Raw genomic sequence first — 22,171 nt, 5'->3', positions numbered from 1 at the left:
AGTCTGCTCCTGTTAACGTCACGACAGTTGTTGTACCCGCTCGGTCAGCATTTGGTTCACCGGAGTTTCGATACCGAGCTCTTTCCCCAGTTTCGCCACGTATCCGTTTATAAAGTCTATCTCGGTTTGGCGTCCCCGTTGAACATCGGCACGCATGGATGACGTGTTACCGGCGGTATTGCGGGCTACCTGCTCGATGCGTTCCCTTAGCGCATCCGGCGTCTGTCGAATCCTGACGGCGGCGTCCATCAGCTGTGAAAGCTCCAGACAGAGCTGGTCGATGGTGCTCTGGTACAGGGGGGCATCCAGAATCTTGCCATTGGGGCAGTCCAGGATGGCGGTGTAGGGGTTGATGCCGGCGTTAATAATGAGTTTTTGCCAGAGGCGCTGAACGATGTCCGTCTCCGGATGAATGTTCAGGCCGGAGGTTGCCAGCATGGTAACGGCTTTCCTGACCGTTGCTTTGGCGGGGCTTGTCATCGGGCCTACCCAGGTGTCACCGGTACCGGCGTGAACGAGAAGCCCTGATTCTGGTCGGTTCGCGCCCTCTGTAGTGCTTGCGGCCAGGATTGGTCGCTCCGGCCACCGCTTGGCAACGGCTTGCTGGCTGCCAAGACCGTTCTGGAAAAGCAGGATGGGGGTATCAATTGCGAACTGGTTGATGACGCCGGCAACGGCGTCCAGGGTATCGCCGGCCTTGGTTGTAACCAGAATAAGCTCTGGCTCGTCGCCAGGCTGTAGAAAGGGAATCCGTACTTGTGATTCCGGCCCTTTAAAAGGCCGGAACCGGTAATCGACACTGGCGCCGGTCGGCTCACCGGGCCTGGCAATGAAGGCAATGCCCCCCGCAGGTAGCATTGCGCCCCAGAGCCTGCCCAGCGAGCCTGCGCCGAGAATGCCGATCATGCCGGTTACATGGCCTCGATGTCAGCCCTTTGCTGGCTCAGGCGGGCCTGGCTGCTCTGGGCGTCCCGGAGTTTTTCCTGCTCTTTCTCAACTACCTCGGCGGGCGCCTTGGCAGTAAACTTCTCGTTCCCCAATTTGCCCTCCAGGCGGCCAATCTCTTTCTGCAGGCGCTCCAGCTCCTTGTCCAGGCGCTTGAGCTCGGCATCCTTGTCGATCAGGCCGGCCATGGGAACCAGAACTTCCATGTCGCCTACCAGTTGGGTGGCAGACATCGGAGCTTTGTCACCTTCGAACCAGTCCAGGCTCTCCAGCTTGGCAAGGGAGCCAAGGAACTGGCGGTTGTCGTTCATGCGACGCTGGTCTTCGGCGTCTTTGCCGCGCAGCAGTACCGGAATCTTTTTCGCCGGGGAGATGTTCATTTCGCCCCGGATGTTCCGCACTGCCACGATTACGCCTTTCAGCCATTCAATATCGGCAGTGACCGCTGCATCCTGCTTGGTGGCATCCGGCTGCGGGTAGGCCTGCAGCATGATGCTGTCGCCGGTTTTACCAGCCAGGGGCGCAATACGCTGCCAGATTTCCTCGGTGATGAACGGCATCATCGGGTGGGCCAGGCGCAGGACGGCTTCCAGCACGCGCACCAGGGTACGACGGGTGCCGCGCTTGGCTTCGGCGCTGGCGCTTTCATCATTGAGGACCGGCTTGGACAGCTCCAGGTACCAGTCGCAGTACTCGTTCCAGATGAACTCGTAAAGTGCGTAGGCGGCCAGATCGAAACGGTACTGGTCCAGGTGGCGGATCACATCCTGCTCGCAGCTCTGCAGCTCGCTGATGATCCAGCGGTCGGCCAGGGACAGTTCAACCGGTTTGTCATTGACCCCGCAATCTTCGCCCTCGGTGTTCATCAGCACGTAGCGGGCCGCGTTCCAGAGCTTGTTGCAGAAGTTGCGGTAGCCTTCCAGGCGTTTCATGTCCCAGTTGATGTCGCGCCCGGTGGTGGCCATGGCGGCCAGGGTGAAACGCAGGGCGTCGGTGCCGTGGGCGGCGATGCCCTCGGGGAATTCCTTCTTGGTGCGCTTACCGATCTTCTCGGCCAGCTTAGGTTGCATCAGGTTGCCGGTCCGCTTCTCCAGCAGGTCGTCCAGGCTGATGCCATCAATCATGTCCAGCGGGTCGATCACGTTGCCCTTGGACTTGGACATCTTGTCGCCGTGCTCGTCGCGGATCAGGCCGGTGACGTACACGGTGTGGAAGGGCACCTGGGGCGTACCGTCTTCGTTCTTCATGAAGTGCATGGTCATCATGATCATCCGGGCAACCCAGAAGAAGATGATGTCGAAGCCGGTTACCAGCACATCGGTCGGATGGAAGGTCTTCAGGCGCTCGGTGATTTCCGGCCAGCCCAGGGTGCCAAAGGTCCACAGGGCAGAGCTGAACCAGGTATCCAGAACGTCTTCATCCTGCTCCAGGGTGACGTCGGCATCCAGGTTGTGCTTCTGGCGAACTTCATCTTCGCTGCGGCCAACATAGATGTTCCCCTCGGCGTCGTACCAGGCCGGAATACGATGGCCCCACCAGAGCTGGCGGGAGATGCACCAGTCCTGGATGTCGCGCATCCAGGCAAAGTACATGTTCTCGTACTGCTTGGGTACGAATTGGATACGACCGTCTTCCACCGCTTCAATGGCCGGTTTGGCCAGGGTCTTGGCGTCGGCAAACCACTGGTCGGTCAGCATGGGCTCGATAATGAGGCCAGAGCGATCACCCCGGGGCACGCTGAGTACGTGGTCCTCGATGTTCTCGACCAGCCCCTCGGCTTCCATGTCGGCAACAATCTGCTTGCGGGCTGCTTCCCGGGTTAGTCCGGCGTAGGCGCTTGGCATGGTGCCGTCGAGTTCGGTGTTTTCGCTGCCATCGGCATTGAACACTTCGGCCACGTCCCGGATGTTGGCGTCCTGGGTCATGACGTTGATCATCGGCAGGTTGTTGCGCTTGCCAACGGCATAGTCGTTGAAGTCGTGGGCCGGAGTGATCTTCACGCAGCCGGAGCCTTTCTCCGGATCGGCGTGATGATCGGCCACAATGGGAATACGGCGGTTCACCAGGGGCAGCATCACGTGCTTGCCAATCAGGTGCTGGTAGCGTTCGTCGTCCGGGTGTACGGCCACGGCGGTGTCGCCGAGCATGGTTTCCGGACGAGTGGTGGCTACCACCAGGTAATCTTTGCCGTCTTTGGTCTGCACGCCGTCAGCCAGCGGGTAGCGCAGATGCCAGAAAAAGCCCTTCTCTTCCTTGTTTTCCACTTCCAGATCAGAAATGGCGGTGTGCAGTTTCGGGTCCCAGTTCACCAGGCGTTTGCCGCGGTAGACCAGGCCTTCGTCGTACAGCCGAATAAACACTTCCTGCACGGCCTTGTAGAAGCCGTCGTCCATGGTGAAGCGTTCGTTGTCCCAGTCCACGGAATTGCCGAGGCGGCGGATCTGGCGGGTGATGGTGCCGCCCGAGTGCTCTTTCCAGTCCCAGATGCGCTTGATGAACTCTTCCCGGCCCAGGTCATGGCGGGTTTTGTCTTCTTCAGCGGCCAGTTTGCGCTCAACCACCATCTGGGTGGCGATGCCGGCGTGGTCGGTGCCGACGGTCCACAGTGCGTTGCGGCCCTGCATGCGCTTGAAGCGGGTGAGGGTGTCCATGATGGTGTGCTGGAACGCATGGCCCATATGCAGGCTGCCGGTGACGTTGGGCGGCGGGATGGCGATGCTGTAGGACTGACCTTCACCTGTGGGGCGGAAGTACCCTTTGGCTTCCCAGTTTTCGTACCACTGGCGCTCGATGTTTTCTGGCTGGTAGGTTTTTTCCATGGGGTTCTGCAGTGACCGTTGGTTGATTCACAAGGGAAAATTGAGACGCTCGATTATACATGGTCGCCCTGTTTGCGGCGAACCTAACGCTTCCTCTGATCATGCACCCGGGGTTCAATTCCCAGTGCCCGCAACTGCTTGAAATGCGAACGGGCCTGATTGAGAACATTCGGGTCGTTATGGGCGACCAGAGCCAGCCGCTTGAACCGATCCGCATCCGCCGGCAGCGTTGCCGATAGAATGATCACTGTATCCCAATCCCCCGGAGCGGGCGGGCAGAGCAGGATGCCGACGGGATCCGAGCAGGTTGTCGCAGAATCGGGAACAACGCTATGGGGGATAAACGCATCTGGGCTGAAGTTCCAGAGCAGGTCGTCCAGTTCTTCTGCGTGTTGCATGGTATCGCAGACGACGCACACGCGGTCTCCCTGCTGCCAGGCTTTGTCCACGAGCTTTGCGGCGTGGAGGTTGCGGGCTGCGGGGGTGTTCTGGGCGAGGATGTGGAACCAGTAGCGTTGATTCCGGTCCTCTTGGCCGGAAGAGCCGGCAGCGGGGCTGCCGGTTTCCGGAGAGGGCGCCGGGTTGTTATCCGGCATGGGACATCAGGTAGTCGACCAGCAGGGGCACCGGGCGGCCTGAGGAGCCTTTGGCCTTACCGGAGTGCCAGGCGGTACCGGCGATGTCGAGGTGCGCCCAGCGGTAATCCTTGGCGAACCGGGACAGGAAGCAGGCTGCAGTAATGGTGCCGGCCGGGCGGCCGCCGATGTTGGCCATGTCGGCGAAGTTGCTGTCGAGCTGGCTCTGGTATTCGTCCCAGAGCGGCAGGCGCCAGGCTCGGTCACCAGCCCGTTCGCCGGCGGCCAGCAGTTCGTTGGCCAGTTCATCGTTGTTGGCCAGTAGGCCGGTGGCGTGATTGCCAAGGGCAATGATGCAGGCACCGGTCAGGGTTGCGAGATCGATCACGGCGGCCGGGTCGAATTTCTTCACGTAGGTGAGGGCGTCACACAGTACCAGGCGGCCTTCGGCGTCGGTGTTGAGGATTTCAACGGTCATACCCGACAGGGTGGTTACAATATCGCCCGGGCGGGACGCGCCGCCGTCCGGCATGTTCTCCGCCGCGGCAATGACAGCCACTACGTTAATCTTGGGCTGGGTTTCGGCCAGAACCTTCATGGCGCCGAAGACGCTGGCGGAGCCGCCCATGTCGTACTTCATCTCATCCATGCCCTCGCCGGGCTTGAGGCTGATCCCGCCGGTGTCGAAGGTGATACCTTTGCCAACCAGGACATGGGGCTTGTCTTTGGCCTTGCCGCCACGGTATTCCATCACAATCAGGCGTGGGGGTTGGGTGCTGCCTTTGCCCACGGCGAGGATGGTGTTCATACCCATTTTTTCCATCTGCTTCTCATCAAGCACTTCGGTCTTAATGGAGTCGTAGTCCTTGGCCAGTTTCTTGGCCTGCTGGGCCAGCCATTCCGGATGGCAGATGTTGGGCGGGGTGTTGCCGAGATCCCGGGTGAAGTTCATGCCGCGCCCGGTGGCGAGGCCGAGGTTGAAGGCATCCTTGAGGGCTTTGCCGGCATTCGAGGCATGGACAACGACTTTGTTTAGCTTGCGGTCGGCAGGCTTTTCGCTCTTGAAGTCGCTGAAGGTGTAGAGCTGGTCTTCCAGCGTCCTGCCAATCAGGCTCAGCCGGGCGGCCTCGGAGCTCACGGCTTCTTCGCCGGTTAGCGGGGTATCTGCCAGCGCTATCGCGACACTTTTGGACGGACCGTCCTTGAGCGCGGTCATCATTGCGATCAACGCTTTACGGTAGTTGGCGGGGCTGCGATCTGCATCCTTGCCAGTGCCAACCACGAGCAGACGGCTCCAGGGCTGATCCGTCAGCGGAATTGTCACTGTGGTGGCATTTTTGCCGGTGAGGTCACCGGCCTTCTGGAGTGTCTTGATCAGCCCGCCCAGAGCCTCATCGGCCTGATTGGTCGAATCGGGCCAGGTGCCTTTCTCAGGCAAGCCAATAACAAGGCAGTCTGCTTTGGTGCTGGCGATGGCTTTACTGCTCAGGCTGAAATTCATGGCAACTCCTGTTGATTGTTCACGAGGGTCCCGCCGCCGGCGGGAATCGTTCTTGATTGTGATCTAGTCTAGCATTGGGGCTTGCCGGGAAATTATCAAGCGATTGGCGCGGCTTCCGCGCCTGTTCGTGCCTTCACGCCGGTGTAATACCGCTACTCTGTCATTCGGCACCAAGGTTACATAGAATACGCGCAGTTCCCAGCGACCTCCACGTTTCAACGGATACGGCCAGAGAGACCGATTTGAGTATCATTTTCCGTTACCTCATACGCCAGATCATGATCAGCATGCTTGCCGTTTCCGGCATTCTGCTGCTGGTGTTCATGAGTGGCCGTTTCCTTAAATATCTGGACAGTGCTGCGCAAGGCAGTATTTCCGCCGGTGTTCTGTTCGAGATCATGGCGTACCGTTTTCCGGGATTTCTCGAACTGATCCTGCCGCTGGGTCTGTTTATTGGCATTCTGCTCGCCTACGGCCGCATGTACCTCGAAAGCGAGATGACCGTGTTGTTTGCCTGCGGTGTCAGCGACAAGGCCCTGTTGGGTAAAACCCTCTTGGGCAGTCTGCCGGTGATGATCATCGTTGGCGCCATGAGTCTGTACGTCTCTCCCTGGGGAATGAACCAGGTTGAGAAAATCTTCAATGAACAGCGCAAGGCCACAGAATTCGAGATGCTGGCGCCCGGGCGTTTCCAGGATTTCTCTTCGGGAGGGCGAGTTACCTACACCGAAGGCCTGAGTGAGGATAAACGCCGGCTTCAGGGGGTCTTTATCGCCGAATACGCCGAAAACGGTCAGGGGCTGACGATTATCACCGCCGACTCCGGTTCCCAGCTGGTGGACCCGGAAACCGGGAGCCGCTTCTTGATCCTGGAAGAGGGTGGCCGCTTCGAGGGTGCCGCTGGGGAGCTGGACTACACCACCATCGATTTTGAAGCCTATGGCCTGAAGATCGAGAGTGGCAAGGCTGGCACCCGGGAGCTGGAGGAAGGGGCCAGTACCTGGAGCCTGATGCAGTCAGACCGGTTGGAGGATCGGGCTTTGTTGCACTGGCGCCTTTCACTGCCCCTGATTGTCCCGGTCGTGACTTTGCTGGCGGTTCGCCTGAGCCGGGTGAACCCGCGCCAGGGTAGGTTCTTCCATCTGCTTCCGGCGATGCTGGTGTACATCACCTACCTCGGCCTGCTGATTGTTGCCCGGGACTGGCTTGCCGAGGGCAAGGTTCCCGAGTGGGTCGGCATGCTCTGGGTCCATGCCCTGTTTATCGGTTTTGGCCTTTGGCTGCAATTTGGTCCTGACTGGCTGCATCGCCGGCGATTGATGCGGGAGGGGACTGCCCATGCGACGGATTGACGGCTATGTGATGCGCACTGTTGGCGGCGCCATGTTCCTGGTTATGGTGGTGGTGCTGTCGCTTGATCTGATCTTCGCCTTCATCGCCGAGCTCGAGGACACCCGCAATGATTACCAGACGCTTGAGGCCCTCTGGTATGTCTTTCTGACTCTGCCGCGTCGGATCTACGATTACCTGCCGCTGGGCGCGTTCATGGGGTGCCTGGTGGGGCTGGGTTCCATGGCCAGTTCGTCGGAGCTGACGGTTATCCGGGCGGCCGGGGTCTCGCTCAAACGTATTGTCTGGTCGGCCATGAAGCCGGCTCTGGTTGTGGTCATTCTGGGCGTATTGATTGGTGAGTACGTGGCCCCGCCGGCAGAGCGGGTGGCGCAGAGCGACAAGGCCGTGGCACTGGGTGCAGGCACCAACGTCGCTTCGGCATCCGGGGTCTGGCACAAGGAAGGGAACGTCTACATTCACTTGAATGCGGTGCAGCCCAATGGCGTGCTTCACGGCGTTTCCCGATTCCAGTTTAATGAAGACAGGCAGTTGCTGGCGGCGAGCTTTGCGGAGCGGGCCATCTATCAGGGCGATTATTGGCTGCTGGAGAAGGTGCGCACCACCGAGTTCGAGGAAGACAGAACCACCCGCTCTGAAAAGCAGGCCCTGAGATGGGATACGGGGCTTTCACCGAGCGTTCTGAGTGTCCTGATTGTAAAACCGGAAAACCTCTCCATGACTGGCCTGTTCACCTACGCTCGCTATCTGGGGGAACAGGACCTCAATGCCTCGCGTTACTGGCTGGCATTCTGGAAGAAGGCCCTGATGCCCCTGGGTACTGCTGTGATGGTGCTGGTCGCCATTTCCTTTATTTTCGGGCCCCTGCGCTCGGTTACCATGGGTTTTCGCGTGTTCACGGGCCTGTTGGTGGGGCTGCTATTCAAGTACATGCAGGATCTGCTGGGGCCCATGAGTCTTGTTTACGGTTTTAACCCGATGCTGGCGGTGCTGGTGCCAATTGCGGTCAATGCCGTGGTAGGCGCGATCCTGATGCGCCGGGCCGGCTAGCAGACCCTGTCCCCGTCATTACTTTGCCGCGCGCTTTTTAGTTGTGGTCTCTTTGGGAACCGAGACAACGACGCTGTCCGACAGCCGATCAGTGATAGAAAGACCGTTGATTGGATAGAACAAAGCGATAATCGCCGGTATGCCCAGAAACAGAGTGGCGGCTCCGAGGTAGTAGCTGCCCAGCAGCGTCAGGAAGATCACCGCCGCCGCCGTTACATACCGCCTGAGCGCCTTGCTCCAGCTCACCGACGTGCCATCAATGTTTTCAATGCGGATACGCCACACCTGCATTCCCAGGGTCTGGCCGATGCGGGTCCAGAAATAGCCGAAGAACAGGTAGAGGACCAGAAACAGGGTAAACGTCAGCCCCGGGTCGCCCGAAAGCTGGCCTGACTCGGCCATCTGTTCGTACCGGTCCCAGCCAGTAATCCAGCCGGCCACCATGGTGTATCCCCAGGTCGCGACAAGCAGCACGGCGATGCTGATCAAACCGTCGTAAATAATGGCAAGAGAGCGTTTCAGGGCGGTGGCTGGTGGGAATAGTTCCTCGGCGTCATGGAAGCGTCGGGGCATGGAATCTCCTGTGATGTTTCACGTTTTTCCTGTTCTCGGCGTGTGCTAGAGTAGCGGATTTGCACAAGCATGTAAGTATTCGTATTCAATCGCGGACCGGGCGGCACTCCCGCCGGGTTTTTGGAAAGGTATCAAAGGGCTATGAAAACCGCAGAGTTGCGACAGGCGTTCCTCGATTATTTCAAGCAGCAAGGCCACACCATTGTTCCAAGTAGTTCGCTGGTACCTGCGGACGACCCCACATTGCTGTTTACGAATGCGGGAATGAACCAGTTCAAGGACCTGTTCCTGGGCCGTGAAGAGCGTGACTACACCCGGGCAACCTCCTCCCAGAAATGCGTCCGCGCGGGTGGCAAGCATAACGACCTGGAAAACGTGGGCTACACCGCCCGTCACCACACCTTCTTCGAAATGCTGGGCAACTTCAGCTTCGGTGACTACTTCAAGCGCGAAGCGATCAACTACGCCTGGACATTTCTGACCGGCGAGAACTGGCTGAACCTGCCCCAGGAGAAACTCTGGGTGACCGTATACGCCGAAGATGACGAAGCCTTCGATATCTGGAACAAGGAAATCGGAGTTCCGGCTGACCGTATCGTCCGGATCGGCGATAACAAGGGTGGTCGTTACGCCTCTGACAACTTCTGGCAAATGGGCGATACCGGTCCCTGTGGCCCCTGTACCGAAATCTTCTACGATCACGGCCCGGATGTGGCTGGTGGACCTCCGGGCTCGCCGGAAGAGGACGGTGATCGTTACATCGAAATCTGGAACGTGGTGTTCATGCAGTACAACCGTACTGCCGATGGTGAGATGCTGAAGCTGCCCAAGCCCTCCGTAGACACTGGCATGGGTCTGGAGCGAATCACCGCGGTTCTGCAGGGCGTGCACAGCAACTATGAGATCGATCTGTTCCAGGATCTGTTGGCGGCCGCCTCTCAGGTTCTGGGCGGTGCCGCGACCACGGAAGCGTCACTTCGTGTTGTCGCCGATCACATCCGCTCCTGCGCCTTCCTGATTGCCGACGGCGTGATGCCTTCCAACGAGGGCCGCGGTTTCGTGCTGCGCCGGATCATTCGCCGCGCGGCACGCCATGGCAACAAGCTGGGAGCAACCGGGCCATTCTTCTACAAACTCACCGGTGCCCTGTGTGAATTGATGGGCGACGCCTTCCCGCAGCTGGTTAGCAGCCGCAAGCAGATTGAAAAAGTGTTGCTGCAGGAAGAAGAGCAGTTTGCCAAGACCCTGGACAAGGGCTTGCGCCTGCTTGAGCAGGACATTGCCGAGCTCAACGGCACCGAGATTCCGGGCGAGACCATCTTCACCCTCTACGATACCTACGGTTTCCCGGTTGACCTGACCAACGACATCGCTCGTGAGCGGGGCCTGACGCTGGACTATGAAGGCTATGAGAAAGCCATGGAAGGTCAGCGCGAACGCGCCCGGGCAGCCAGCAAGTTCGGTATCGACTACAACGCCGCCGGTTTGCAGCTCGAGGGCAAGACTGAATTTACCGGTTATGAGCATATCGATGGCCACGAGAAAATCCGTGCAGTCATCGTCAACGGCGAGGAAAAGACCGCAGAAGCCGGTGATGAGGCCGTTGTGGTGCTCGAGCGCACGCCGTTCTACGCCGAGTCCGGTGGCCAGGTGGGCGATACTGGCCTGCTGACCTGGAGCGGTGGCCGGTTCAAGGTAACGGATACGCGCAAGGAAGGGGATAACCACCTGCACCTTGGTACGCTGATCGAAGGCGAGTTGTTCCCGGGGCTGGAAGTCGACGCCCGGATCGATCACGCCCGTCGTGAGCGCACCAAGCGCAACCACTCCGCTACCCACCTGCTGCATGCGGCCCTGCGCAAGGTGCTGGGTGAGCATGTAACCCAGAAGGGTTCATTGGTGGATCCGGATAAACTGCGTTTCGACTTCTCCCATTTCGAGGCCGTGACGCCGGAACAGCTCCGTGAGATTGAGCGTCAGGTGAACGAGCAGATTCTGGAAAACAGCCCGGTGCAAACCGAAATCACCGACATGGAAAAGGCCCAGGAGAAGGGCGCCATGGCGCTGTTCGGTGAAAAATACGGGGATGTGGTTCGGGTACTCAGCATGGGTACCGACAACTACTCCGTTGAACTGTGCGGTGGTACGCACGTTTCTCGCACTGGTGACATTGGTCTTTTCCGTATTACCTCTGAAAGCGGCACTTCATCCGGTGTGCGCCGTATCGAAGCGGTTACCGGCATGGGCGCGCTGGACTGGATCGACGGTACCGAGCGCACACTGCGCGAAGCGGCTCGCCTGGTGAAAGGTTCCCGCGATTCGGTTATTGAGAAGGTTCAGCAGACCGTGGATCGCAATCGTCAGCTTGAGAAGGAAGTGGATGCGCTGAAAGCCAAGCTGGCTTCTTCTGCAGGCACCGACCTGGCCAGCACGGCAGTGGACGTCGCTGGGCTCAAGGTCGTGGCCTCCGAACTGGAAGGCGCAGACCGCAAAGCCCTGATGGAAACGGCGGACCAGCTCAAGAACAAGCTGGGCGAAGGTGTTGTGGTGCTTGCCAGCGTGGAAGATGGCAAGGTCACCCTGGTCGCAGGTGTTACCAAGTCTGCGACGAACCGGATCAAGGCAGGGGATCTGATGAAGCACCTGGCGGCCCAGGTCGACGGCAAAGGCGGGGGACGTCCCGATATGGCTCAGGGTGGGGGTAATGATCCATCCAAGCTTGAGGATGCCCTGGCAGGTGTCGCCGGTTGGGTCGAAAAAAATATCGCTTAAGCAACTGTTTTTGTGGGCGGGCTGGGGTTTATAATCCCGCCCGTTTGTTTTAATTGGCGGAGCGTTACTCCGCTGTGAGTCCCCGTTTCGGATATTGGGAAAATAATGGCTCTGTTGGTTCAGAAATTTGGTGGCACATCGGTTGGAACAACCGAACGTATTCAAGCGGTAGCCGACAAGGTGTGCCGTTTCCGCAAGAAAGGTCATGATGTCGTTGTCGTGGTTTCCGCCATGAGTGGCGAAACCAACCGGTTGATCGCCCTGGCGAACGACATCATGGAGGAGCCGACGCCCCGTGAAATGGATGTGTTGGTCTCCACCGGTGAGCAGGTAACGATTGCGCTCCTGTCCATGGCGTTGCAGAAACGCGGCTGTGAAGCGCGCTCCTACACCGGCTCACAGGTACGCATCCTGACTGATAGCAGTCACACCAAGGCTCGGATCAAACAGATCGACGAACAACGCATGCGCGAAGATCTGGATGCCGGCCGAGTGGTGGTGGTCGCCGGGTTCCAGGGCATCGACGAGAGCGGAAATATCACCACTCTGGGCCGCGGCGGGTCTGATACTACAGCGGTAGCGCTGGCGGCGGCGCTCAGGGCAGACGAATGCCAGATCTATACCGACGTTGACGGTGTCTACACGACCGATCCGAGGGTTGTCGATACCGCGCGCAGGCTTGAGCGGATCACGTTCGAGGAAATGCTCGAGATGGCCAGCCTGGGCTCGAAAGTTCTCCAGATCCGTTCGGTAGAATTTGCAGGTAAATACAACGTTCCATTAAGGGTACTTTCCAGCTTCCAGGAAGGCGAGGGCACCCTGATTACTCTTGAGGATGAAAACGCCATGGAACAACCGGTTGTTTCCGGCATCGCTTTTAACCGTGATGAAGCCAAACTGACCATTGCCGGCGTACCGGATACCCCGGGCAGCGCGCTGCGCATTCTGAAGCCGGTGAGCGACGCCAATATCGAAGTGGATATGATCGTGCAGAACGTGGGTGAGGATAACCGCACAGCCTTCACGTTCACCGTTCATCGCAATGATTTCAAGCGTGCGAAAGAAGTGCTTCAGCGCGTGGCTGACGAACTGGGCGCCCGTGAAGTGGCTGGCGACAGCAAGATTGCCAAGGTCAGCATCGTGGGTGTTGGAATGCGTTCCCACGCCGGCGTGGCAACCCAGATGTTTGAAGCGCTGTCCAATGAGGGCATCAACATCCAGATGATCTCCACATCAGAAATCAAGATTTCCGTGGTGATCGATGAGAAATACCTTGAGCTTGCGGTTCGTGCGCTTCACAGTGCATTTGAGCTGGACAAGCCCGCGGTATCAGACGAGGCCTGAAAAACGCAGATAAAAGGTCGGTCTGCGGAGCCTCTGAAAAAAGGGCATCATATGCTGAGCCTATGACAAACGTGAACCGTATAAGGGAATGTGCGTCTACAGATCAGTAAGTGATCCCACTATAAAAGCAATAAATAGATCAAAAACCATTTATCGGAACAGGTAGCTCTGGATAGGGAGTAAGGGATATGTTGATTTTGACTCGCCGTGTGGGCGAAACCCTGATGGTCGGCGACGATATCACCGTCACCGTCCTGGGTGTAAAGGGCAATCAGGTACGCATCGGCGTTAATGCCCCGAAAGAAGTCGCGGTACACCGTGAAGAAATCTACCAGCGTATTCAGTCGGAAAAAGGCTCTGAAGAGCCGGAACCCGGCAACAGCTGAGAGACAGAAAGCCGTTCATGGGAAACCTGAACGGCTTTTTTGATGATGGGCTGAAACGAGTCCGAAAAATCTCGTGTCAACCCTATGAAAACAGAAAAATTATGGTAGTATACGCCCCGTTCTCAAGGAGAGGTGGGTGAGTGGCTGAAACCAGTTCCCTGCTAAGGAACCGTACGAGCAATCGTACCGAGGGTTCGAATCCCTCCCTCTCCGCCATTTTCCTTTCGGGAAAAGCGAGACAGGTTGAGGTAGCATTCAACCAGAGCAAGTGATCAATGTGCGGCTGTAGCTCAGCTGGATAGAGTACCTGGCTACGAACCAGGCGGTCGGAGGTTCGAATCCTCCCAGCCGCGCCATCGATCAACCTGCCACAAGTTTTAAGCGGCTGTAGCTCAGCTGGATAGAGTACCTGGCTACGAACCAGGCGGTCGGAGGTTCGAATCCTCCCAGCCGCGCCATATTAAGATCAAGACGCCTCAGTTTGTGCACCCCACAGGCTGGGGCGTTTTGCTTTGTATAGCTGGGAGGATTTGAACCGATAAAAGGTTCGACCGAAACCCACGTAGTGGGTTGAGGAACGCCGGAGCAAAGCGACGGCGACCCCGGAGGGGTGAGGGCCAAAGGCCCGAATAATCCTCCCAGCCGCGCCATATAATTAAAGAACCCCGCCTTGTGCGGGGTTTTTTATTTTGTCCCCGATCAATTTCAGGTTGATCAATATTTGCTCAACCATCCTTCTCGAACCTAATCTTAAGAGTGCAGGGAAATTTGATTTCAGGAAGGAGGTCTAACCATGAACAAGACACTCAATGGTAGCTACAGGGATCATGACCAGGCCAAGAACACCTGGGACGATCTTATTGCAACCGGTATTCCCCGTGACAACATTTTTATCGACGAGGAAGCCAAGGTTGTGAAAGTCAGTGTGCCTGCGGAGACTGAAAGGGAAATTCTGGAGATATTTGAGCGGCACCAGCTTCACTGATACCGGTCAATGTAATAAGGAAAGGGGGCAGACAACCAGGATGTGTTGTCCGCCCCTTTTTTGTTTTGGTCAGCCTACAGCCGGAATCGGGAAACCAGGTTCTGCAGGTCGCTGCCGAGCCTGGCCAGCTCGCTGCTGGAGCTCGCCGTCTGGTTCGATGAAGCCGCAGAATGATCGGTAACGTCGCGGATGCTGGTGATGTTCTGATTGATCTCCTCAGCCACCGACGTCTGCTGCTCGGAGGCTGTGGCGATCTGGCTGTTGTACTGTTTGATGTCCTCCACGGCACGGGCAATGCGCTCAATGGTCGCCCCGGTTGCCGTGGCACGCTCCAGGGTGTTCGAGGCCATGGTGGTGCTGGACTCCATGGCAGAAACCGAATCGCCGGCACTGTTTTGAAGCGAGGTTACCAGTGTCTCGATTTCCTGGGCGGATGATTGGGTCCGCTGGGCGAGTGAACGAACCTCATCAGCTACGACGGCAAAGCCTCGACCTTGCTCACCAGCCCGGGCGGCTTCAATAGCAGCGTTCAGGGCCAGTAGATTGGTCTGTTCAGCAACCGATTTGATGACATCCAGGACGGTGCCGATGTTTGCGGTTTCTTTCTGCAGTCCCTGGATAGTTTCCATGCTCTGGCTGACTTCATGCGCCAGGCTGTTCACCTGATCAACGGTTTCCCGTACCTCTCGTTCACCATCGCTGGCCTGACTGGCAGCATCGGTTGCCACTGAGAAGGCCTGTTCTGCGCTGCGGGCAATTTCGCCAACGGTTGCCGTCATCTCGTTCATGGCCGTGGCAACCTGGTCGGTTTCCTGCTTCTGGCGGTTGATGCCGTCGCTGGTTTGGCTGGTAACGGTTGAGAGCTCCTCGGCAGAGGCGGCGATGTTTGATGCGCCTGATTCAATACTCCTGACCAACTCACGGAGGCTGGTTACCATCGTCGCCAGGGCGGCCATCAGCCGACCGATCTCGTTGGTACCGCTTGCCTTGATGTCCACGGTCAGGTTGCCAGAGGCAACTTCGGAGGCAATGTTCACTGCCTGATTAACGGGGGTTACGATCGCACGAGTAATCAGGTAAGCCATCAGGATGCCGAGAACCAGGGCAATGCCGGTGGCGCCGAAAATCAGCCAGGAAGCCTGCTGGCGATCAGCTTCCATCTTCTGGGCTTGAAGTGCCCGAAGGTTGTTTGCTGATTCTATGGCACTTCGCGCCGTGCCGACCATATCATCTGACAACTGCTCGCCGGCGTTGGTCAGATCCACGACCGTTTGAAATTCGCTTACATAAGTCTCAAGTGCCTTGTTGATCTCTTCTTTTTCCTCGGCGGTGATCGCAGCCGATTTGAGCGGGCCCTGGACTCGTTTCGCATCTTCGAGATAAGCCTTGACGCTGGCAGTGTCCTGTTCGATGAGGAATTTGCGTTCAGAACGGCGCATATCCTCGAAAATGGCCGAGGCAAAAAACAGAGAGCTGTGTGCCTTGAGTGATGAGCCGAAGATGCGGGCGCTGGTTTCAAGGCGCTCGAGCGCTGCCTCACGCTCACCAATATTTGTCTCAACCTGTCCCATCAGTTGCTGGTAGTTTTTTACATCAGCCTGAATCTGGCCCAGTGTTTCGATATCTTCGGGTACTGCAAGCAATGGTTTGATGTCTTTGGTCAGTTCCAGAACACGATCGCCCTGTGCCTGTGTGCTTGCAACAGCCTCGCTTTCACCGGTTAACAAGAAGTTCTTCTCTTCAACCCGTGCTTCGGTGAGATTGGTATTTACTTGCCCGAGCATGGCAACAATATTCGACCGCTGACTGTAGCTTTCCAGTGCACGGTCGCCAACCAGGCCGACCAGAATGGTCAGAACGAGGAGGATGGCAAAACCTCCGGCCAGTCGAGTCCGGATAGTCATGTTGCTGAACAGCTCTGAAAAACGCATTGTGTTTTTATCCCTGAACGATGTGAGAGTAGCCGGCCCAACTTCGATAGCGCCTCTGTCCGACCGCAGGCCGGAGACGTGTTTTTGATACGCCTGAAGAGTAAAGGTGCCTTTTATTTGACTTATATTAAGAGGGTTTACGGCGGGGTATTCCAGAACTTTACAGTAACAGATGATTACCGGGTGTTCTTTAACGTGATACAGAATGGTGAGTTGCTGATTCTGATGGCTATCAGAATCAGCTCAACGGACTACCACATCAGGTCATCGGGAATTTCGTAGCCTGCATACGGGTCGTCTTCGCCTACATCATCCTTCTTGCGGTCATGTAGAACGACAACGGCGCTTTCATCCCTCTCCATGATCTTCCGCGCAACGCCTTCCGCCACAATCTCGTAATTGTCGTTCACAAAAACGATCGCCAGCCGGCCGCGGGATAGCTGATCGACCATCGTGTCGTCTACGAAAAGCTTCTTGATCTTCTTGTCATGGACGAACTGGTAGGAGGTTTCGCCCCGGCTCCGGTCCAGCCGGTTGGTTTCCACCAGCTGCCGGATCTGGGCCTGAATGGCTTTCTTCTCGGCGGCGCGCTGGCGTTCCAGGTTGAGCTGGCGGTCCCGTTCGGCTTTTTCCTCACGGGCCTGGCGTGCTCGGACCTCGGCCTCGTTTACCTCGACAGCACCCTTGGGTTGTTGTTTTCTCTTTTTGCGTTTTTCGCTGCGAATAGCCTTGGCCTTTTTCTCGTCGGCCAGGCCGGCTTTCAGCAGTTGGTCCTGCAGGGATGCCATCAGTCACTCCGTTCTTTCGATGCATATTCTGGTATCATTCGGCCCTAGTATACGCCCTCATTATTGCCTTCATAACCAGCTTCCGCTGATTCCGGGATTTTCTTCTATGTCTTCTTTTAATGACTTTGGCCTGTCGTCGGCCATGCGTTCGAACCTCGACCAATTGGGGTTTTCTCAACCCACGGAGATCCAGGCGAAGGCGCTTGCGCCAGGGCTGGCCGGCAAAGACATTATCGCCATGGCGAAAACCGGTAGCGGAAAAACGGCGGCCTTTGGCATCAGCCTGGTTGAGAAGCTCAATCCCCGGCTGTTTGCGGTGCAGGCTCTGGTGTTGTGCCCCACCAGGGAGCTGGCGGATCAGGTGGCCAAAGCGATCCGGGAGCTGGCACGGGCCCGGGATAACATCAAGGTGCTGACTCTGTGCGGTGGTGTGGCCATTGGCCCCCAGATCGGGTCGCTTAGCCATGGCGCGCATATTGTGGTTGGAACGCCGGGACGGATCCAGGACCACTTGCGTAAGCAAACCCTCTCATTGGCACGGCTGAAAACCGTGGTGCTTGATGAGGCAGACCGCATGCTGGATATGGGTTTTCAGGAGGCGATGGAAGATATTCTTTCCCACACACCGTCCTCCCGCCAGACCATGATGTTTTCGGCGACCTGGCCCGCGCCCATCCGTGAACTGAGCAAGCAGTATCAGAAGAGCCCGGTAGATGTTCGCGCGGAAGAAACCGGAGAGAATCCGGACATCGAAGAGTTGTTCTACGAAGTGTCGCCGCAATCCAAATCGGATGCCATTGTGGCGCTGCTTTCCGAGCGGCAGCCTGAGTCCTGTATCGTTTTTTGCACCACCAAACAGCAGTGCGACGAACTGGCGCAGGAGCTTGGTGAGCGAGGCTTTTCCGCACTGCCTTTGCACGGGGATCTGGAACAAAGGGATCGCGACAGCGTGCTGGTGCGCTTTGGCAATCAGAGTTGTTCCATCCTGGTAGCCACCGATGTGGCTGCCCGAGGTCTTGATATCAAGTCTCTGCCTTTGGTGATCAATGCTGAACCTGCGCGGGATCCCGAGGTTCACACTCATCGCATCGGGCGCACCGGCCGGGCAGGTGAGCAGGGCCATGCCGTCACCTTCTGCACACCGGCCCAGGGCCACAAGATCAGTCGTATCGAATCCGAGAGAAGGCGCACCGTGGAGTGGGGAGACACCGAGGCCCTTCTGGCGACGCCCCTTAAGCCCGTTACGCCCGCCATGAAAACCCTGTGCATTGCCGGTGGCCGCAAGGACAAGATTCGTCCGGGGGATGTAATGGGCGCCCTGACTGGTGAAGCCGGTCTGCCCGGAAAGGCCGTCGGCAAGATCGATCTGTTCGACCATCAGTGTTTTGTGGCGGTTGAAAAGTCGCTGGCAGGCAAGGCGTTGTCCAGGCTTGAAAACGGCAAGGTAAAAGGCCGTAAAATCCGCGTCCGATATGCCTGAATGAGAATTGCTTCGTCTGGGTAAATGCGTGTCTTTTCGGGCCGCCATGCTCGGAAACCCCGTATAGATTTTTGTATTCAGGTTGCCGGAGGGCCCTGAAAACGGTAAATTACGCAGGATTTTGCCCCCCGAATTGTAGCGGAAGGCTGTTAGACCTTAGTCTAACTGGTCAGTCCGGGCAAAGTTCGGGAGAAACATAAATCAATACAGGTAGCTGTTCGATATGAATGACCTGATGTCACAAGCCGTCGATCTGATGATTGCCGGAATGGGGTTTGTGTTCGTGTTCCTGATTATTCTGGTATTCGCGACACTCCTCATGTCCAAGCTTATAGGACGGTTTGCGCCGCCAGAGCCGGCAACCCCGGCCAAAACGCCACGTGCCAAGCCGAAGGCGCCCGCGTCGGTTGACCCTGACACCGCCGAGGCCATCAAGAAGGCGATTGCACAATTCCGGTCGCGCCACAAGAAGTGAGCCGGTAAAAGACTAGAACCTTTAAACAGAAGGCTGACACGATGACTGACACAAAGAAACCGCTGGGGATTACGGACGTTATCCTGCGTGACGCCCACCAGTCCCTGCTTGCCACCCGTATGCGGCTGGATGACATGCTGCCTATTGCCGAGAAACTCGACAAGGTCGGTTTCTGGTCCCTGGAGTCCTGGGGCGGCGCTACCTTTGATTCCTGCATCCGCTACCTGGGCGAAGATCCCTGGGAGCGCATTCGCGAGCTGAAAAAAGCCATGCCCAACACCCAGCAGCAGATGCTTCTGCGCGGCCAGAATCTGCTGGGCTACCGTCATTACGCGGATGATGTGGTTGACCGTTTCTGTGAGCGTGCCGCCGAGAATGGCGTGGACGTGTTCCGTATTTTCGATGCGATGAACGATCCCCGTAACCTGGATCGCGCCATCAAGGCTGTTCGCAAGACCGGCAAACACGCCCAGGGCACCATTGCCTACACCACCAGCCCGGTTCACACCATCGACATGTGGGTCGAACTGGCGAAAGAAGTCGCCGACATGGGTGCGGACTCCATCGCGATCAAAGACATGGCGGGCATTCTCAAGCCGTACGTGGCCTTTGATCTGGTCAGCCGTCTGAAGAAAGAGCTGGACATCCCGATTCACATGCAGTGCCACGCCACTACCGGCATGTCCACCGCTACCGCCATCAAGGCCGCGGAAGCCGGTATCGACAACGTGGATACCGCGATTTCTTCCATGAGCATGACCTACGGTCACTCGCCCACCGAAGCCGTGGTTGCGATTCTTGAGGGTACCGATCGTGATACCGGCCTGGACCTGAACCTGCTGGAAGAAATTGCCGCTTACTTCCGTCAGGTACGGAAGAAGTACGCCAAGTTTGAAGGCAGCCTGCGTGGTACCGACTCCCGCATCCTGATTGCCCAGGTACCGGGTGGCATGCTCACCAACATGGAAAACCAGCTGCGTGAGCAGAATGCCAGCGACAAGTTCGACCAGGTACTGGACGAGATTCCCAAGGTTCGTGAAGACCTGGGCTACATCCCGCTGGTAACCCCGACTTCCCAGATCGTCGGTACCCAGGCGGTGCTGAACGTTCTGACCGGCGAGCGTTACAAGTCCATCTCCAAGGAAACCTCTGCAATTCTTAAAGGCGAATACGGTGCTGCACCTGCGCCCATGAACAAGGAACTGCAAGAGCGTGTTCTGGATGGCAAAGAGCCTGTGACCTGTCGTCCGGCAGATCTGCTTGAGCCGGAAATGGACAAGCTGACCGACGAGCTCAAGAAGCTGGCCGAAGAGAAGGGCATCAAGCTGGCGGAAAATGTCGAAGACGACGTTCTGACCTACGCGCTGTTCCCGCAGATTGGCCTGAAGTTCCTGGAAAACCGTGACAACCCGGATGCGTTCGAGCCGGTTCCAACCGCCGAAAGCGCAGCTCCGGCCAAGAAGTCCGAAGGACCCGAGACCTACACCGTTGAAGTGAACGGCAAGAAGTTTGTGGTTGCCGTTTCCGAAGGTGGTGAGATCACCCAGATTCAGGGTGAGGGCGGTGCTGCTTCCGCACCGGCTGCTTCTTCGGCTCCGGCACCTGCAGCAGGTGAAGGCGAGCCTGTGGTCGCGCCTCTGGGTGGCAACATCTTCAAGGTCCTGGTTTCACCGGGTGACACCGTGGAAGAGGGCGATGTGATGATTATCCTCGAGGCCATGAAAATGGAAACCGAGGTTCGCGCGCCGAAAGCCGGCACTATCGGCGAAGTCTTCATCAAGGTCGGTGATGCCGTCTCTCCTGATGATGAAATGCTGACAATCGCATAAAGGGCCAGCATTCCATGGAAAAATTAATGACACTCTGGACAGGTAGTGGCCTGTTCAACATCGAGATCGGCCAGGTGATCATGATCGCCATCGGCCTCTTGCTCCTCTATCTTGCTATCAACAAGAAATTTGAGCCGCTGCTTCTGGTACCCATCGGGTTTGGTGGCATTCTGGCGAATATTCCGGAGGCAGGCCTGGCCCTGACTGCGGCGGAAAATGCCATCCACTTCGCTCTGAAGAACGAAGCAACTCAGGTTCTGGCCGCATTGGCCGCGCCCCTGGATGTGGCTTATCAGGCCGGGCAGGCAGTAACGCCCGAGCTTAAGGAAGCCTTCAAGCTGGCTGTGAAAGAGGCCAGCTACTCCGAAATGGCGGCGGCAAACTCCCTTGCGCAGGACTTCGGTTATGGCAATGGCATGCTGTATAACTTCTACTCTGTGGTTATCGGCAGCACCATCGGGCCTCTGCTGATCTTCATGGGTGTGGGTGCCATGACGGACTTCGGTCCGCTGCTTGCCAACCCCAAGACCCTGCTGCTGGGTGCTGCGGCTCAGTTCGGTATTTTCGGTACTGTAATCGGTGCTGCGCTGCTGGACTGGACCGGTGTTCTGGAGTTCAACATCCTGGAAGCGGCTGCCATCGGTATCATCGGTGGTGCGGATGGCCCGACGTCCATCTACGTATCCAGTGTTCTGGCTCCGCATCTGCTGGGTGCCATTGCCGTCTCTGCCTACGCTTACATGGCACTGGTACCGATGATTCAGCCGCCGATCATGAAGGCGCTGACTTCGGCCGAAGAGCGGAAGATCAAGATGAATCAGTTGCGCCCGGTCAGCAAGCAGGAAAAGATCATTTTCCCGCTGGTGGTACTGATTGCAGTGGTTCTGTTCCTGCCGGATGCGGCACCGCTGCTGGGTATGTTCTGTTTCGGTAACCTGATGCGCGAGTGTGGCGTGGTCGAGCGTCTGAGCGACACTGCCCAGAATGCCCTGATCAACATCGTGACCATTTTCCTGGGCTTGTCTGTTGGCTCCAAGCTGATGGCGGATAAATTCCTGGATGGTCAGACTCTGGGTATCCTCGGCCTGGGTATCGTTGCCTTCGGTATTGGTACCGCCTGCGGTGTTCTGATGGCGAAGCTGATGAACAAGCTGAGCAAAGAGCAGATCAACCCGTTGATCGGTTCTGCCGGTGTATCTGCGGTGCCGATGGCAGCGCGGGTCTCCAACAAGGTTGGTCTGGAAGCCAACCCGCAGAACTTCCTGCTGATGCACGCCATGGGCCCGAACGTGGCCGGCGTTATTGGCTCTGCGGTTGCTGCGGGTGTGATGATCAAGCTTCTGGGCTGATCTTCTCACTGCAGTACCG

17 protein-coding genes, 3 tRNA genes and 1 other RNA gene are annotated in these 22,171 nt (G+C 57.5%); 14 read left to right on the top strand and 7 right to left on the bottom strand.

The features are described 5' to 3' along the window. Positions 1 to 18 precede the first annotated feature (18 nt). The 4 genes from WA411_RS13270 to WA411_RS13255 all read right to left on the bottom strand — a co-directional run bounded on the left by WA411_RS13270 (position 19) and on the right by WA411_RS13255 (position 5,840). Positions 19 to 906, bottom strand: a complete 888-nt coding sequence (locus WA411_RS13270; protein WP_291907845.1) for a ketopantoate reductase family protein — start codon at positions 904 to 906, stop codon at positions 19 to 21. Positions 907 to 911: 5 nt separating this feature from the next. Continuing rightward, a complete protein-coding gene (locus WA411_RS13265; protein ID WP_291907843.1) occupies positions 912 to 3,764 on the bottom strand; it encodes a valine--tRNA ligase in 2,853 nt (950 codons plus the stop codon). 83 nt (positions 3,765 to 3,847) lie between these two features. Next, entirely contained in the window at positions 3,848 to 4,360 is a 513-nt protein-coding gene (locus tag WA411_RS13260; protein WP_291907841.1) for a DNA polymerase III subunit chi, read from the bottom strand. Then, a complete protein-coding gene (locus tag WA411_RS13255; protein ID WP_291907838.1) occupies positions 4,350 to 5,840 on the bottom strand; it encodes a leucyl aminopeptidase in 1,491 nt (496 codons plus the stop codon). Before WA411_RS13255 ends, WA411_RS13260 begins: the two co-directional genes overlap by 11 nt. 242 nt (positions 5,841 to 6,082) lie before the next feature. Here WA411_RS13255 and lptF point away from each other — a divergent pair, with 242 nt between their 5' ends. Together lptF and lptG are read left to right on the top strand one after the other, a co-directional pair. Next, positions 6,083 to 7,192, top strand: coding sequence for an LPS export ABC transporter permease LptF (gene lptF, locus WA411_RS13250; protein WP_291907835.1), 1,110 nt, complete (start codon positions 6,083 to 6,085; stop codon positions 7,190 to 7,192). Next, entirely contained in the window at positions 7,179 to 8,240 is a 1,062-nt protein-coding gene (gene lptG / locus WA411_RS13245) for an LPS export ABC transporter permease LptG (RefSeq protein ID WP_069184565.1), read from the top strand. Before lptF ends, lptG begins: the two co-directional genes overlap by 14 nt. Positions 8,241 to 8,258: 18 nt before the next feature. Here lptG and WA411_RS13240 read toward each other — a convergent pair whose 3' ends face one another. After that, positions 8,259 to 8,813 (bottom strand): RDD family protein, encoded by a 555-nt coding sequence (locus WA411_RS13240; protein WP_069184566.1) that lies wholly within the window; start codon positions 8,811 to 8,813, stop codon positions 8,259 to 8,261. Positions 8,814 to 8,954: 141 nt separating this feature from the next. Between WA411_RS13240 and alaS the strand changes: the two genes are divergently transcribed. The 8 genes from alaS (at position 8,955) to WA411_RS13200 (ending at position 14,300) form a co-directional block, all read left to right on the top strand. Beyond that, positions 8,955 to 11,585, top strand: coding sequence for an alanine--tRNA ligase (gene alaS / locus WA411_RS13235; RefSeq protein WP_291907833.1), 2,631 nt, complete (start codon positions 8,955 to 8,957; stop codon positions 11,583 to 11,585). A 105-nt stretch (positions 11,586 to 11,690) separates the two neighbouring features. After that, the gene (locus tag WA411_RS13230) at positions 11,691 to 12,929 is read left to right on the top strand and encodes an aspartate kinase (protein WP_291907831.1); all 1,239 of its coding nucleotides are present in this window, start codon (positions 11,691 to 11,693) and stop codon (positions 12,927 to 12,929) included. 188 nt (positions 12,930 to 13,117) lie between these two features. Beyond that, a complete protein-coding gene (gene csrA, locus WA411_RS13225; RefSeq protein WP_008172808.1) occupies positions 13,118 to 13,315 on the top strand; it encodes a carbon storage regulator CsrA in 198 nt (65 codons plus the stop codon). Positions 13,316 to 13,441: 126 nt separating this feature from the next. Then, positions 13,442 to 13,531, top strand: a tRNA-Ser gene (locus WA411_RS13220). Between the two features lie 63 nt (positions 13,532 to 13,594). Next, positions 13,595 to 13,671: transfer RNA gene (locus tag WA411_RS13215), tRNA-Arg, on the top strand. 25 nt (positions 13,672 to 13,696) lie between these two features. Then, positions 13,697 to 13,773 (top strand) — tRNA-Arg (locus WA411_RS13210). Positions 13,774 to 13,822: 49 nt separating this feature from the next. Continuing rightward, positions 13,823 to 13,965, top strand: a non-coding RNA gene (locus tag WA411_RS13205) — RtT sRNA. A gap of 143 nt (positions 13,966 to 14,108) precedes the next feature. Beyond that, the gene (locus tag WA411_RS13200) at positions 14,109 to 14,300 is read left to right on the top strand and encodes a hypothetical protein (RefSeq protein ID WP_069184569.1); all 192 of its coding nucleotides are present in this window, start codon (positions 14,109 to 14,111) and stop codon (positions 14,298 to 14,300) included. Between the two features lie 74 nt (positions 14,301 to 14,374). Here WA411_RS13200 and WA411_RS13195 read toward each other — a convergent pair whose 3' ends face one another. Together WA411_RS13195 and WA411_RS13190 are read right to left on the bottom strand one after the other, a co-directional pair. Next, positions 14,375 to 16,231, bottom strand: coding sequence for a HAMP domain-containing methyl-accepting chemotaxis protein (locus WA411_RS13195; protein ID WP_291907829.1), 1,857 nt, complete (start codon positions 16,229 to 16,231; stop codon positions 14,375 to 14,377). 251 nt (positions 16,232 to 16,482) lie between these two features. Further along, positions 16,483 to 17,019 carry a DUF2058 domain-containing protein gene (locus WA411_RS13190; RefSeq protein ID WP_069184571.1) on the bottom strand — a complete coding sequence of 179 codons (537 nt, stop codon included), beginning with the start codon at positions 17,017 to 17,019 and terminating at the stop codon, positions 16,483 to 16,485. A 106-nt stretch (positions 17,020 to 17,125) separates the two neighbouring features. Between WA411_RS13190 and dbpA the strand changes: the two genes are divergently transcribed. The 4 genes from dbpA to WA411_RS13170 all read left to right on the top strand — a co-directional run bounded on the left by dbpA (position 17,126) and on the right by WA411_RS13170 (position 22,152). Continuing rightward, on the top strand, positions 17,126 to 18,499 hold the full coding sequence (gene dbpA / locus WA411_RS13185) for an ATP-dependent RNA helicase DbpA (RefSeq protein WP_291907828.1): 1,374 nt from the start codon (positions 17,126 to 17,128) through the stop codon (positions 18,497 to 18,499). A gap of 223 nt (positions 18,500 to 18,722) precedes the next feature. Beyond that, a complete protein-coding gene (locus WA411_RS13180) occupies positions 18,723 to 18,974 on the top strand; it encodes an OadG family protein (protein WP_008172126.1) in 252 nt (83 codons plus the stop codon). Between the two features lie 41 nt (positions 18,975 to 19,015). Then, positions 19,016 to 20,803 carry a sodium-extruding oxaloacetate decarboxylase subunit alpha gene (oadA, locus tag WA411_RS13175; RefSeq protein WP_069184573.1) on the top strand — a complete coding sequence of 596 codons (1,788 nt, stop codon included), beginning with the start codon at positions 19,016 to 19,018 and terminating at the stop codon, positions 20,801 to 20,803. Between the two features lie 14 nt (positions 20,804 to 20,817). Then, positions 20,818 to 22,152, top strand: a complete 1,335-nt coding sequence (locus tag WA411_RS13170; RefSeq protein WP_083231855.1) for a sodium ion-translocating decarboxylase subunit beta — start codon at positions 20,818 to 20,820, stop codon at positions 22,150 to 22,152. The last annotated feature ends 19 nt before the right edge of the window (positions 22,153 to 22,171 follow it).

It is taken from the genome of Marinobacter sp. CH_CUG1437-1 (assembly GCF_037029655.1).
Lineage (GTDB): Bacteria > Pseudomonadota > Gammaproteobacteria > Pseudomonadales > Oleiphilaceae > Marinobacter > Marinobacter salsuginis.
Note: the sequence above shows the minus strand (reverse complement) of the source record. Positions and strands in the feature narration are given on the sequence as shown.